The 13,102-nt window shown below is 64.7% G+C and carries 12 protein-coding genes; 10 read left to right on the top strand and 2 right to left on the bottom strand.

Annotated features, from left to right (window positions below; translation table 11 throughout):
* The first annotated feature begins 128 nt into the window (after positions 1-128).
* From DSC_RS13380 to DSC_RS16290, 8 genes are all read left to right on the top strand, one after another.
* Positions 129-2,447, top strand: a complete 2,319-nt coding sequence (locus tag DSC_RS13380) for a S9 family peptidase (protein WP_014161721.1) — start codon at positions 129-131, stop codon at positions 2,445-2,447.
* A gap of 368 nt (positions 2,448-2,815) precedes the next feature.
* Positions 2,816-3,493: a TetR/AcrR family transcriptional regulator gene (locus tag DSC_RS15780; RefSeq protein ID WP_014161720.1), complete on the top strand. Its 678-nt coding sequence runs from the start codon at positions 2,816-2,818 to the stop codon at positions 3,491-3,493.
* Between the two features lie 18 nt (positions 3,494-3,511).
* Positions 3,512-4,099 (top strand): hypothetical protein, encoded by a 588-nt coding sequence (locus tag DSC_RS13370; RefSeq protein ID WP_043291393.1) that lies wholly within the window; start codon positions 3,512-3,514, stop codon positions 4,097-4,099.
* A gap of 108 nt (positions 4,100-4,207) precedes the next feature.
* On the top strand, positions 4,208-4,645 hold the full coding sequence (locus DSC_RS13365) for an ElaB/YgaM/YqjD family protein (protein ID WP_043290696.1): 438 nt from the start codon (positions 4,208-4,210) through the stop codon (positions 4,643-4,645).
* A gap of 361 nt (positions 4,646-5,006) precedes the next feature.
* On the top strand, positions 5,007-5,843 hold the full coding sequence (locus tag DSC_RS13360) for a ferritin-like domain-containing protein (RefSeq protein ID WP_202944886.1): 837 nt from the start codon (positions 5,007-5,009) through the stop codon (positions 5,841-5,843).
* 70 nt (positions 5,844-5,913) lie between these two features.
* Entirely contained in the window at positions 5,914-6,378 is a 465-nt protein-coding gene (locus tag DSC_RS13355) for a hypothetical protein (protein WP_043290695.1), read from the top strand.
* A gap of 92 nt (positions 6,379-6,470) precedes the next feature.
* Positions 6,471-9,014: an MGDG synthase family glycosyltransferase gene (locus tag DSC_RS13350; RefSeq protein ID WP_202944885.1), complete on the top strand. Its 2,544-nt coding sequence runs from the start codon at positions 6,471-6,473 to the stop codon at positions 9,012-9,014.
* 64 nt (positions 9,015-9,078) lie between these two features.
* A complete protein-coding gene (locus tag DSC_RS16290; protein ID WP_014161714.1) occupies positions 9,079-9,213 on the top strand; it encodes a patatin-like phospholipase family protein in 135 nt (44 codons plus the stop codon).
* 294 nt (positions 9,214-9,507) lie between these two features.
* Here DSC_RS16290 and DSC_RS13345 read toward each other — a convergent pair whose 3' ends face one another.
* Together DSC_RS13345 and DSC_RS13340 are read right to left on the bottom strand one after the other, a co-directional pair.
* The gene (locus DSC_RS13345; RefSeq protein WP_014161713.1) at positions 9,508-10,002 is read right to left on the bottom strand and encodes an aromatic-ring-hydroxylating dioxygenase subunit beta; all 495 of its coding nucleotides are present in this window, start codon (positions 10,000-10,002) and stop codon (positions 9,508-9,510) included.
* Complete coding sequence (locus tag DSC_RS13340; RefSeq protein ID WP_052299814.1) at positions 9,999-11,195, bottom strand: aromatic ring-hydroxylating oxygenase subunit alpha; 1,197 nt, start codon at positions 11,193-11,195, stop codon at positions 9,999-10,001. Before DSC_RS13340 ends, DSC_RS13345 begins: the two co-directional genes overlap by 4 nt.
* Before the next feature lie 178 nt (positions 11,196-11,373).
* Here DSC_RS13340 and DSC_RS13335 point away from each other — a divergent pair, with 178 nt between their 5' ends.
* Both DSC_RS13335 and DSC_RS13330 read left to right on the top strand, forming a co-directional pair.
* Positions 11,374-11,736: a glycine zipper 2TM domain-containing protein gene (locus tag DSC_RS13335; RefSeq protein WP_014161711.1), complete on the top strand. Its 363-nt coding sequence runs from the start codon at positions 11,374-11,376 to the stop codon at positions 11,734-11,736.
* 298 nt (positions 11,737-12,034) lie between these two features.
* Positions 12,035-12,949 (top strand): DUF808 domain-containing protein, encoded by a 915-nt coding sequence (locus tag DSC_RS13330; RefSeq protein ID WP_014161710.1) that lies wholly within the window; start codon positions 12,035-12,037, stop codon positions 12,947-12,949.
* Positions 12,950-13,102: the final 153 nt, after the last annotated feature.

The following is a 13,102-nucleotide window of genomic DNA, read 5'->3' as shown; positions in this document are numbered from 1 at the left end:
ACTGCGTGGCCGACGCAACCCCGAGCGGGACCTCTGGCAGGGGAAGCCGGGACGCGGCGGCGGTACGATCGGCCGTTCGCAAACGCGCTGGTCCACGCCGGCGTGCTCCGTCTTCGCCTGGGATCCACATGCACCTGACATCCACTGCCCCGCGCCTGTTTGGCGCCTTGGTCCTGGCCGCGCTGTCGGCCGGCCTTTGCGCGCAGACCCCGACCGTGACCTACGCCGACTATGCCCGGGCCGACAAGCTGCTGTTCGCCCAGCCGCTGGTCGACCACGCCGTGACCCGTGTGACCTGGCTGGACGCCACCCACTTCGTCTACACCGACCACGACGCCACTGGCGACCGCCTGCTGCAGACCGACGTGGCCACCGGCAGGACCGCGCCGCTGTTCGACGCCCAGGCGCTGGCGGCTGCGCTGAACACCCTGCTGGCCACAGGCGACAAGCCGATCAAGGCCGAGAAGCTGGGCCTGGGCAAGATCGCGCTGACCGCCGATCGCCGTTACCGCTTCGCCGTGCGTGACACCCAGGTGGTCTGCGATGCCAACGCCCGCTGCGCCAAGGTCTACGCCAAGGCCGATCCGGAGCCCGGCGCGCTGTCCACGGACAAGCGGTCCGAGGCGTTCGTTCGCGACTGGAACCTGTGGGTGCGCGAGCTGGCCACCGGCAAGGAGACCCAGCTGACCACCGACGGGGTCGAGGATTACGGCTACGCCACCGACAACGCCGGCTGGAAGCACACCGATAAGGCGATCGTGGAGTGGTCGCCGGATTCGAACAGGATCGCCACCTTCCAGCAGGACCAGCGCAAGACCGGGCAGATGTATCTGGTCAACACCCAGGTGGGCCACCCGAAGCTGGAGTCATGGAAATATCCGTTGCCCGGCGACAAGGAGGTGACCATGATCGAGCGCGTGGTGATCGAGGTGCCCACCAGAAAGGTCACCCGCCTGAAGATGGCCCCGGACCAGCATCGTTCCACGCTGTGCGATGACATCAGTTGCGGCCCGGACGGCGGCTGGGACGATGTGAAGTGGGCACCGGACAGCAAGGCGCTGGCCTTCGTCTCCACCTCGCGTTTCCACAAGGATGCGTGGTTCCGGATCGCCGATGTGGCCACCGGTCAGGTGCGCACGGTGTTCTCCGAGCACGTCAAGACCCAGTACGAAAGCGGCAACGGCACGGCCAGCTGGGCCTACCTGCCGCAGACCAACGAGGCGGTCTGGTTTTCCGAGCGCTCCGACTGGGGCCAGCTCTACCTGTACGACCTGACCACCGGCCAGCTCAAGCACGCCATCACCACCGGCGAAGGCAACGTCACCGAGTTGCTCAAGGTCGATCCGGTTTCGCGCACCGTGTGGTTCCGCGGCGTCGGCCGCACCCCCGGCATCAACCCGTACTACCAGCAGTTGTGGAAGGCCAGCCTGGACGGTGGCGCGCCGATCCTGCTCACGCCTGAACCCAGTGACCACACCGTGTCGCTGTCGCCGGACGGCAAGCTGTTCGTCGATGCCTATTCGACCACCACCGTGCCGCCGGTGACGCTGCTGCGCAGCGCGGCCGACGGGACCGAGGTCTCCGAAGTCGCCCGCGCCGACATCACCCGCCTCAAGGCTGCCGGCTGGGTGCCGCCGGTGCCGTTCACGGTCAAGGCGCGCGACGGCAGGACCGAGCTGTACGGGGTGATGTTCAAGCCCTCCAACTTCGATCCGTCCAAAAAGTACCCGATCGTCAACTACATCTACCCCGGCCCGCAGACCGGCTCGGTGCGCGGCCGCAGCTTTTTGGCCACCCATGTCGACAATCAGTCGCTGGCCGAACTGGGCTTCATCGTGGTGGCCATTGACGGCATGGGTACGCCGTGGCGCTCCAAGTCCTTCCACGATGCCTGGTATGGCGACATGGCCGACAACACGCTGCCCGACCAGGTGGCGGGTATGAAGGAACTGGCCGCGCGCCATCCGTGGATCGACCTCTCACGCGCCGGCATCTGGGGCCACTCCGGCGGCGGCAATGCCTCCACCGCGGCCATCCTGCGCTATCCGGAGTTCTTCAAGGTGGCCTGGTCGGAAAGCGGCAACCACGACAACCGCGGCTACGAGGATGACTGGGCCGAGCGCTACCAGGGCGAACTGATCGAAAAGGACGGCAAGAGCAACTACGACAGCCAGGCCAACCAGTCCCTGGCCGGCAACCTCAAGGGCCACCTGATGCTGGTCCACGGCACCCTGGACGATAACGTGCCGCCGTACCTGTCGCTGCTGGTGGCCGAGGCGCTGATCAAGGCCAACAAGGACTTCGACATGCTGATGATCCCCAATGCGCGCCACGGCTATGGCTCGCTGACTGCCTACGTGGCGCGCCGTCGCTGGGACTATTTCGTGCGCCACCTGGCAGGTGGGACGCCGCCGGCCCAGTACGATCTGAAGATGCCGCAGGATTGATGGCCCTCGGCTGACGGCGGTCATGCCTGCAACGCCGGGCCCGCTGTGGGCCCGGCTGTTTGCCCCGCTTGTGGCCCGACCCAAGCAACCCGCACCCGTTGGGTGCCTGCCGATCGAGCAGGCAAACGCGCGGCCACCGGGGTTCAGCGCAAAGGCGCAGGCCCGGTATCAGAAGGGGTAGACGACGTGCCGCGGCAGAATCCGGGTGAACTGCACTTGGAAGTTGAGTCTGCCAGTTCCCCACCGGACATTCCAAAATCTGGCGGCGCGGACACCTAAACAAGACTTTCCGCCGGCAGCTTGCCAATCAATAGCACAACGGCGTATAGTTACTGAACGTTCGTTAAGTTCATTGTTGGAGCCTGTCCATGGGCAGTCAGATGATTAAAGGCATCCCCAAAAGGAAAACGCGGGAAGAGATTCTCGAGCTATCGGCGCCTCTATTTGCCCAGTACGGCTATGACGGCGTTTCGATGCGCGATGTCGCTGCCGTCGCCGGCCTCACCCAAGCGGCGCTTTACTACTACTTCTCCGACAAGGATCAGCTCTATCTGGATGCGGTCGGCTGTGCCTTTGAAGAAAAAATGGAGCCCTTGAAGGCCCTTTTTGACGGCGCAGGAAATCCTTGGGACCGGCTCGAATCCTTCGTTTTCCAGTTCGCGCGCCTGCTCGCCAAGGAAGAGAACTTTAGACGCCTGATCCAGTGGGTACTGCTGGACAGCGATGAGCGGCGCCTGCAAAGCCTGGCCGATCAAGTCTTTCGAGACTTATTCAGCGCACTGCGTCATCTCGCCGTTGAGGTCGCTCCAGGCCATGACCCCCAGTCTTTCGTCATTTCACTGATCGGTCTGGTGATCTATCCCTTTGAAACCCGGTCGGTGCGACGTTTCCTGCCGGGCTACCAGCGACAGCATGAAGACCCAGAGGCCATTGCGCGGCATGTCGTGGGCTTGATGCGTAACGGTCTTGGCACAAACAGCGAGGGAAAATCACAACAAACCCCCGGCCCAGGGCAAACGTGCGGAGCAGACGTCTCTGCTCCATGACTGCAAGGAGAAGCAATGATGAAATGGAAAACATGGTTGATCCTGTCAGCGCTGGTCGTGGGCACAAGTGCACAGGCTGCGCAAGAACCCGCGGCAAAGACGGGCGAGACGGCCAAGGCGCCCATGCTTCAGAACGCGGAGGAAGGCGCGAAGAAAGCGGCCGAGGAAGCCAGGGAAGCGACGCACAAGGCTGCAGAGGCCGCCAAGCGGGCTGCAGAGAAGGCTGAACAAGCCGTCAGTGAAGCCTCGCAGGAAACCGCCGAAGCAGCCCATCAGGCCGCGCAAGATGCTGATCAAGCTGCCAAATTGGCAGCCCGCAAGACTGCGCAAGCCACCCGGAAAGCGACCCCAGCGACCAAGCAGGCTGCACAGAAGGCCGAGGAAGCCGCCAAAAAGGCCGCCGCAGCGACCAAGGAAGCCGCTCAGAAGGCCGGGGAAGCGGCGGAAAAGGCGGCCAGATCTGGCAAAGAGGCTGCGCAGAAAGCGGCCGAAGCCGCCAGAGACGCCGCACAGAAAGCCACGCAAGCCACCCAAGAGGCAGCCGACAAAGCGCTTGAGGTAACCAAGGAAACGGTCAAAGACGTCAAAGATGCCATGACGAAGTAACCCTTGGCAGGCGGCTGCTTCGAACGGGTTAGGCCGCCGTGAGCGTGCTTACCGACCTGAGAATTGTTACACCGATATTTTTTTCTTAATCACTGATGGAGGTTTTCCATGTCTGAATCCAACGGTTCTATGAACAAAGAAAAACTGATCGCCGACATGAAGCAGATTGTTGCCGATGCCGATGCGCTTTTGCAGGCCACTGCCGACCAAACCAGCGAGAAGATCGCCGGCTTGCGCACCCGTCTTCAGGATAACCTGAAGACGGCCCGGAGCCGGCTGGCCGAGGCTGAAACAACGCTGGTCGACAAAACCGCGCAAGCCACCCGGGACGCGCTGCAAAAAATCTCGGACGCGGCCGATCAAGCAGCGGATGCCGCCAGCGATGCGGCGCAGAAGGCCGAGGAATCGGTCAAAAACGCGGCCGAATCCGGTAAGGAAGCGGCCCAGCGTGCAGCAGAAGTCGCCAGGGATGCTGCCAACAAGGCTCTGGATGCAATAACGGAAATGGCCCGGAAGGCCAAAGACGCCATCAGCAAGTCGTTTTAGGCCACGCTGAACAAGCCCCCAGCGTGTGTGCTGCATCCCGCAACGGCGGGTCTGCGGCGTTGCATCCGTGCCATGGCTTGGGCTGTGGCGCGGTTTGTGCCTTGCACCCTATCGCCGATGCGGAGCACAGCCCATCGCCAGAACTTGTTGAGCATCACCTGAGGCAAGCATGGCCCGCGGTCGCATTGGCGGCGGATCGTGCGGATGGCATGTGCCCTGAAGGCGCTTTCCAGGCCTTGCTGTTCGTGCGTACACGGATGGTGGCAATGATGCGCCTGATTGCGCGGCAACTGTGGCTATATTTGCAACAAACCGCTTGATTCATGATCAAAAGGCTACGAATCTCTTCCATGAGGGGGAAATGGCAATGCACAGCGATCAACGTGCAACAGATTTGCGCTGGCATCTGGAAGATATCGATTTCTCCTCCATCGACACCGCGCGCATGCGCATGCGCGACGACATCTTTCTTCTGGTGTGCAGCGCCTCGTTCGTCGAAAGTGGCGCAGAAACCTACGCTCATAACCTGGCGGACTATTTCACGGGCGATACGGAGGTCGGAGAATGGCTGAACGAGCACTGGAAAGTCGAGGAACTGCAGCACGGCCGCGCGCTGAAGACCTATGTGCAGCATGTCTGGCCTGAGTTCGACTGGGACAGCGCTTATGGCGACTTTTTCGCGGAATATGTCAAGCTATGCACCTGCGACGAACTGGAACCCACGCGGGGTCAGGAGTTGGTGGCGCGCTGCATCGTCGAAATGGGCACGACCACCTATTATCAGGCGATCAATGCCATGTTCGATGAGCCTGTGCTGCGGGATATCACCTGGCGCATCCGCACCGACGAGGTGCTGCATTACAAGCATTTCTACAAATACTTTCTCCGGTATCGGCAGCAGGAAAATCTACGCAGGTGGCATGTAATCGCCACACTTTGGCGTCGCATGGCTGAACTGCGCAAGAGCGACGCCGACATCGCGCTGCGACATGCCGTGGCCTGGCGCTTTCGGGGGAGGGGCGGTGAAGCACCTGCGTACGCGGTCATCCACAAGCAGGTGTGCGAACTGATGATTAAACAGTACCCCATGGATATGGTTGTGCGCATGGCGCTCAAACCTTTGCAATTAAACGCACGGCTGCAGCGCTGGGCAGAGCGCCCAATCGCTTCGCTGGCACGACGGGTCTTGCTGCGTTGACGAGCCAGTTTGCGGCCAGGAAATTGCGGCCTTGGTTGCCGTAAGACAGTCACCAGGGTCTCTGGGCGCGGTGACGGCAATCGTGCGCAACGCCATGGGCCGCGAGCTCGACCCCGACTTCGACATGGCCGGCGAGGCCATGCCCTTGCTGGAGCAGGCGCTGCGCGCGCGTCATGCACCCTCGGTCCTCCTCCAGCGCGGCTGGCGCGGGGTCAGCGAGGCGCTGTCGCTGGTGGCCGGTCTTCCCCAGGATCTCTCCCGGCTGCTGCGTGCCGCGCGGCGTGGGCGGCTGGAAATCCACATCGATGTCACGCACCTGAAGCGCGTCGGCAACCAGCTCGACAGTGCCGCCGACCGGCGGGTGATCGGCATCGTCGTCGCCGCCCTCATCGTCGGCTCGTCCATCGTCATGACCGTGCCCGGCGGCCCCACCTTGCCGGGGCTGCCCTTCTTTGGCCTGCTCGGCTTCGTCGGTGCCGTCATCGGCAGTCTCTGGCTGCTGCTGTCGATCTGGCGCAGCGGGGGCAAGGAATGAGCGGACCGCAGACCTGGGGCATGGACCCGCTCATCGCGCTGGCGCTGGTGTTCGCATTCACCCTGCTGGCGGCCCTGGCATGGCGGGCGCTGGTGCGGCGACGCAACCGGGTGCGGCAACTGGCTGCGCACCCGCCGGCGGCGGGCGATGCCGGGGCCGCCCAGAGCCGAAAGATCGTCATTTTTTATTCGTCCATCGGCCATGGCCACATCAGCGCCGCGCAGGCCATCGAGCAGGAGATCGGCCGGCTGGCGCCGGGCGCGCGCGTGGTGCTGCAGGACATCCGCGAGTTCATGCACCCGCTCTGGCGCTGGGTGGACGAGCGGCTCTACTGGTTCATCGCCGGCAATCTCCCGGAAAGCTTCGACGCGCTGTTCCATGCCCTGCAGGCGCGCGGCAAGCGGGTGCCTTCGCTGGCATGGCTGTCCAACGACTACCCGGAAGACAAGGTGCGCAGCTTCCTGGAGGCACAGGCCCCCGACACGGTGCTCGCCACGCATTACGGATCGGCGCAGGTGCTCGGGACCCTGCGCGAGCGCGGGCTGCTGGCGCAGGTGAACATCGGCTGGCTGCACACGGACTTCTTCGAGGGCTATTTTCCGCGCATCTCGAAACGCATCGACCGCACTTTTCTCGCCCACCCCGAGCTGGAATCGCGCTGGCTGGCGGCGGGTGTTCCGCCCGACAAGGTCACCACCAGCGGCATGCCGGTGCGCGCCCCGGCCGCCGACGGCGCAACCCGGGAGACGGCGCTCATGGCGCTGGGTCTGGCCGCGGATGCGCCCACCGTGCTCATCACCTCCGGCAAGGAGGGCATCGGCGACTACGCGCTCGTGGTGGAGAGCCTCGCGCGCCACCACGCCGGCCCGCTGCAGATCATTGCCGTCTGCGGCGCCAACGCCCGGCAGCAGGCGCAGCTGACAGCACTGCAAAAGCGCCTGCCCGAGGCGGTGGCGCTGAAGGTCTGCGGCCTGGTGCCGCACGCCGACCTGCTGGCCTGGATGGGCGCGGCGGACCTGCTGATCACCAAGGCCGGAGGGATGACGCCGGCCGAGGCCTTTGCCATCGGCATTCCGACCCTCTTGCTCGATGTGGTGAGCGGCCATGAACGGGAAAATGCCGCCTTGTTCGTGCGGCTGGGGGTGGCCGATCTGGCTGACACCCTGGCGCAGGCGGGCGAGCTGGCGGCCGCGGTGCTGGCCAGCCCGCAGCGGCAGGCGGCAATGCGCCGCGCCCAGCTCGCCTTTCACGACCGTGCCGGCCTCGGGCGCATCGCCCGCTTCGCGCTCGACCCGGCCCTGCCTGCGCCGGGTCTGCCAGTGGACTTCGGCGCCGAGCACGGCAGCGCCGTCGCCGACATCGACGCGGCGCTGGCGCGGCTCCAGGCCGAGGTGCCCTGCGACATCGAACTGCTGCTGTCCTACTCGACCGCCAAAACACCGCAGCGCGTGGTGCTGGAAAACCCGTTCGGGCACATTGCCATTCGCGTGGACGACACCGTCTACAGCGCCAACCATGTGGCCGTGCCGGGACAGGACCCCAACCTGTTGCAGCATGTGACGCTGGCCGACTACCTGTACGGCGTGCAGCCGCCGTCGCCGTCGCAGGTGCATACCAACACCTACGGCATGGCCTATGGCCGCGAAACGCTTGGCTTGCGGGTGGCGGGCGTGGCGGCAGGGCGCAAGGCGGCCATGGTGGCCGAGGCGCACCGGATCGAGGCGGCGTTTCGGCAAGGCCGCCTGCTGTGGGACCGCAGCGAGTTCAATTGCGCCGATGTGGTGGTGCGCATCCTGCGCGCGGGCGGCTATGACCGCTCGCCACCGCTGGCGCGGCAGTGGCTGCCGGCCATGCCGCTCGATATTTTTGAAGAAGCCCGGCAGGTTTGCGAGGAAGACGCTTCCCTGCGCATGGAACTGGTGGCCTACCGGCAGGTGCCGGGCGCCCACGCGGTCTATCGCTTTTCGCGTTTTCCGCTGTCGCTCGGGCAACCGCTGCGCTCAGTGGCGCGGGCGCTGCGCGAGGCGCCGCGGGAGCCTCTCGAAGCGGCCGCGACCAAGCAGCTGACCGGCTATTTCGGCGACCACCAGCTTTATTTTGAGGACCTGCGTGGCCACGGGGCTGGCGCCCTGGCCGACGATGCGGCGCATTTCAGCCGCGTGCAGCGCAGCCTGGCCAGCGCCCTGGCGACCGACCTGCGGCGCTTGCTGGCGGCCCAGGCCAGACGGCCTCTGCGGGAGATCGGGCGCTTGGGTGATCTTGACGGCGCACAGGACATCCGGCGCCTGCTGGAGCGCAGCCTGGCGCTGGCGCGCATCGCCACCGAGCGTGCCGACGAGGTGCTGCAAGACCGGGGGGCGCGGCGCATGCGGGTGCTGTTCACCGAACTCGTGGCCGAGTATGGCCGGATCGACGCTTGGCGCCTGCGGCGCCAGGAGATCGAGGCCTATCTCAAGCGCTTTCAGGTGTTCGAGGCCGCCGTGGGGCGTGAATTCCCGGCCCGCCAGGGCGCGCGACCCGCGCGGGCCACGATGCTGCGGCGCTCATTGCGCGAAGGTATCCGGCGTCTGCGCCGGCGCGCCGGTGGGCGCCACCGGCCTGCGGGGCAGGGGCCGGACAAGGGAGAAAGCCAATGAACGCGCCACCAGCCAAGCAGGCCCCGGCGGCGGGCCTGACGCCGCCCAGGCGGCCCGCATCGGCTTGGCGCTGGGTAGCGGTTCGGCGCGCGGTCTGGCGCACATCGGCGTGCTGCGTGCCGGCATCATGGTCGACGTGGTCGCCGGCACCAGCATGGGGGCGGTCATCGGTGCCGTCTTTGCCTCGGGCAGACCGTAAGCGTCCGGCGAGGTCACCTTGTCGACTCAGCCGTGCCTGCGCCGTCGCTGGGACTATTTCGTGCGCCACCCGGCAGGTGGGACGCCGCCGGCCCAGTACGAGCTGAAGATGCCGCAGGATTGATGGCCCTCGGCTGACGGCGGTCATGCCTGCAACGCCGGGCCTGCTGTGGGCCCGGCTGTTTGCCCTGCTTGTGGCCCGACCCAAGCAACCCGCACCCGTTGGGTGCCTGCCGATCGAGCAGGCAAACGCGGCGCGGCCACCGGGGTTCAGCGCAAAGGCGCAGGCCCGGTATCAGAAGGGGTAGACGACGTACCGCGGCAGAATCCGGGTGTCGTAGATGGCGCGTTTTTCCCGGAACACTGCCTTGCCATCCTCCAGGGCCACAAGGTCGTGGTAACGCCCGGTCGCCAGCACAGAGCTCGAACCCATCTCCGGGGAAATCATGATGGAGAAGTTGCCAACCTGACGATACGTGTCCGCGGCGATCTTCTCCACGCCCAGGCGCTGCACGAAATGGGTCGTGTGGTACGGCTCGAAGGTCCCCGCCCAGATCTTGGTCACGAACGAGACCCGGTCCTTGATCCGCTCGCGGCAGTCGTCCAGCATCAACGCGATCGGCAGGCCTCGCTTCTCGTTTTCGTCGGAGATGCAGACATACGAGGCCTGCTCCTGCGAGAAGCAATTGAGCCAGTCCTCCATGTTCGCCGAGTCCAGCGCCTGCACGTAGGCCTGCTGCAACGAATCAATCTGCTCCAGCACCTCAAAACGCTCCAATGCAGCGCTCATGCTTGCGGCCTCCTTTCGAAGTCCATGACCTTTCGGTAGTGCTCCCATTTCAGCAGAAAGCTGGCCTCGTCATTCTGCTTGAAATCGGACCAGAACTCGTCAGTGCGCTTGACACCCTTCTGGAACTCCACGTTGCCCGGCGTAAAGGTCCCAAGATGAACGCGCTGAAAGATGGAAGCATCCTCCATCGAGATCATGCCGCACGGGCCCAGCAGATTCGAACTCTGCCGCACGCGATGGCGAAGCATCTCCTCCGAATCCGACTCCAGGCCGAAGTAGGCGTAATGCACCTCTGTCGCGTCCACGCTACGCGGGATCGCAAACCGCAGGTTGATCGTGTCCAGGTGCTTGGTGGCCACGGTCAAGGGGAAAAGCTGCACCACCCGTGAGCCCTGCCTGGGGTCGGCCCCCTTGAACTCGATCAGCGAAGGATCATTCAAGAAGCGGTTGCCCTTCGGCAGCGAAAGTTCTGCCTCGATCGCGTTATGTCCGCTCTGCGTCGCAATCTGGCGGCCCTTTCCTCCCTGCCAGTTCAGCATGCGGAAGGCGCTGTGCAGCAAAGGCGCGTGATAGCCGTCGTTGTCGTTGTACGCCTTCCAGTTCGAGGCGTAAATCACCTTGTGGTAGCCCAGCAGCCTGAGTTTCCCGTCCCCGCCCAGGATGTCCGTCAGCGGCGCTGCGATCTCCCCCAGCCACTCTTCCAATGGCGGCGCTTCGCTGGAAGAAGTCACAAAGATCAATCCAAGAAATTGCTCCATGCGCAACTCCCGCAGGCCGTAGTTCGCCTTGTCGAAGCCTGGAGTGAATTCCTTTTCTCCCGGACAGCCAACGAGCGCGCCCTCGGTGTTGAAACTCCATTGATGGTAGGGGCACTCGAAACTCTTCCGATTGCCGCAGGTCGAAGTTTCGACCTGGGTGCCACGATGCGTGCACGCGTTGTAAAAAATTCGTACCCGGTCGTCCTCGCCTCGCGCGATCAGAATCGGACGCCGACCCAGGTCGAATGTCTTGAAATCGCCCTTGTTCGGCAACTCCGACACATGCCCTACCAGATGCCACTCCGGACCGTAGAAGATCCGCTCGAGCTCCATTTCGAAAATTGCCGGATCCCCGAAGATTTCCTTGGGAATCTTGTTTATGTGATTTGGCCACATCAACTCTTTGGAGATCGTTCCGCCACTTTTCGCGTTCATGTCGTCCCTCCCGGGGATTCGCCTCGCTGTTTCGACCTTACAGCCGGGCGATCATTCAGGTCAAACGGATCTGCGGAGTCTGAACGGCGGCGGCGCGGCAGGCAAAGGGTGATGCCTCTTCACCGGGAGTTCGGGCGACGCGTGGCCTCATGACGACCTCTTACAAGCGAGGTGCGCCATGAACATCAAGGCAAGCAAATGGGTGCTGTGCGCCGGCCTGCTGACGATCGCGTCTGCCGCTTCTGCCCAGCATGGTTACGGGCCGGAGGATGAGGGCCGCCGTTTCGACGACGGGACCCGCGTGGTCTGCGAGAACGTCGAGGTCCAGAGGAACAGCAAGGATCCCAATCGCATCGCCGGCACCGCGACGGGCGCGGTGGTCGGCGGCCTGCTGGGCAACCAGATCGGTGGCGGCACAGGCAAGAAGCTGGCCACAGTGGGCGGTGCGGTGGCGGGCGGCGCCGCAGGTCGGGCGATCCAGGGCAACCACCAGGTCGACAACGGCGACCGGGTGGTGGAGAAGCGGTGCGTGCGTCGCTGAAGCTTCAACATATTGCGCAGCCACGTGAAAAAGCCAGGTCTGTGCCTGGCTTTTCCAGTGTTGAAGGGCCGGGGTCTGGCGCCCGCGAGGTCGGCTGCGCCGTTGGTCCGGTACGCCGGATCATGATGTGGTGCGGCGCAGCGGCGTGCAGCGGCGTGCCGCGGCGTTGCTGTCCGCTCTGTCATGCACAGACCGGGCTGATACGCCGCTGATGGCGCAAACGGGCGCGGTGTCGCCATCTCGTGGCGACATCGGCCGTGCACAATGGGGCCTTCCATTCATCAGGACCTATCACCGCATGGCCGGAGCCAGCCTGTTCACCCTGCTTGACGATATTGCCAGCCTGCTCGACGACGTGGCGGCGATGACCAAGGTTGCCGCCACGAAGACCGCCGGTGTGCTGGGCGATGACCTGGCCCTCAATGCCCAGCAGGTCACCGGCGTCAAGGCCGACCGCGAGCTGCCGGTGGTGTGGGGCGTGGCCAAGGGCTCGCTGGTCAACAAGGCGATCCTGGTGCCGGCCGCGCTGGTGATCAGTGTCTGGCTGCCGGTCGCCATCCCTTACCTGATGATGATCGGCGGGGCCTACCTGTGCTTCGAGGGGGTGGAGAAGCTGGCGCACAAGTTCCTGCATTCCAGTGAAGAGGACGCCGCGCGCCATGCGGCGCAGGTGCGGGCGCTGTCGGACGAGCGCGTGGACGTGGTCGCCTTCGAGAAGGACAAGATCAAGGGCGCCATTCGCACCGACTTCATCCTGTCGGCCGAGATCATCGTGCTGTCGCTGGGCGTGTTCGGCCCGGATACCCCTCTCACCCAGAAAGTAATGGTCATGGTGGCCATCGCGCTGGCGATGACCGTCGGCGTCTACGGGTTGGTCGGGGCGATCGTGAAGATGGATGATCTGGGCCTGGTGCTGACCAGGAAGGGTGCCAGTCTGGCCCTGATCGGCCGCGGGTTGCTGCAGGCCGCGCCGCTGTTGATGAGGTTCCTGTCCATCGCCGGCACCATCGCGATGTTCTTGGTCGGTGGCGGGATCCTGGTCCACAACATCGGGCCACTGCACCACTTCATCGAAGGCGTCCTGCCGCAGGGCATGGTCGGCACCATCGCCGGTGGACTGTTCAATGCGGTGGTGGGCATGGCCGCCGGCGCGCTGGTGCTGGGCGTGGTGACCCTGGTGAACAAGTTGCGCAGCACGCCGGCTGCCCATTGAAGTCGTTGTAGCGGGAGGCTGGCGCCTCCGTCGGAGGGCGCACGCCTGGGCAGATGCTGTTCGACGCCTCCGCGCGTCTGCACAACTTTGGTGGACGCCGGAGGACTTCAAGAAGCCTGGGATGCCGCCAGCGCCGGTGGCCCGGTTCGGCCC

The sequence above is a fragment of the Pseudoxanthomonas spadix BD-a59 genome (genome assembly GCF_000233915.3).
Lineage (GTDB): Bacteria > Pseudomonadota > Gammaproteobacteria > Xanthomonadales > Xanthomonadaceae > Pseudoxanthomonas_A > Pseudoxanthomonas_A spadix.
Note: the sequence above shows the minus strand (reverse complement) of the source record. Positions and strands in the feature narration are given on the sequence as shown.

What these genes read in the sequence shown, in the direction of transcription:
- DSC_RS13330 (WP_014161710.1), top strand. Translation starts at nt 12,035, where the DNA reads ATGGCCGGAGCCAGCCTGTTCACCCTGCTTGACGATATTGCCAGCCTG.
- DSC_RS15780 (WP_014161720.1), top strand. Translation starts at nt 2,816, where the DNA reads ATGGGCAGTCAGATGATTAAAGGCATCCCCAAAAGGAAAACGCGGGAA.
- DSC_RS13365 (WP_043290696.1), top strand. Translation starts at nt 4,208, where the DNA reads ATGTCTGAATCCAACGGTTCTATGAACAAAGAAAAACTGATCGCCGAC.
- DSC_RS13380 (WP_014161721.1), top strand. Translation starts at nt 129, where the DNA reads ATGCACCTGACATCCACTGCCCCGCGCCTGTTTGGCGCCTTGGTCCTG.
- DSC_RS13360 (WP_202944886.1), top strand. Translation starts at nt 5,007, where the DNA reads ATGGCAATGCACAGCGATCAACGTGCAACAGATTTGCGCTGGCATCTG.
- DSC_RS13345 (WP_014161713.1), bottom strand. Translation starts at nt 10,002, where the DNA reads ATGAGCGCTGCATTGGAGCGTTTTGAGGTGCTGGAGCAGATTGATTCG.
- DSC_RS13370 (WP_043291393.1), top strand. Translation starts at nt 3,512, where the DNA reads ATGAAATGGAAAACATGGTTGATCCTGTCAGCGCTGGTCGTGGGCACA.
- DSC_RS13340 (WP_052299814.1), bottom strand. Translation starts at nt 11,195, where the DNA reads ATGAACGCGAAAAGTGGCGGAACGATCTCCAAAGAGTTGATGTGGCCA.
- DSC_RS13335 (WP_014161711.1), top strand. Translation starts at nt 11,374, where the DNA reads ATGAACATCAAGGCAAGCAAATGGGTGCTGTGCGCCGGCCTGCTGACG.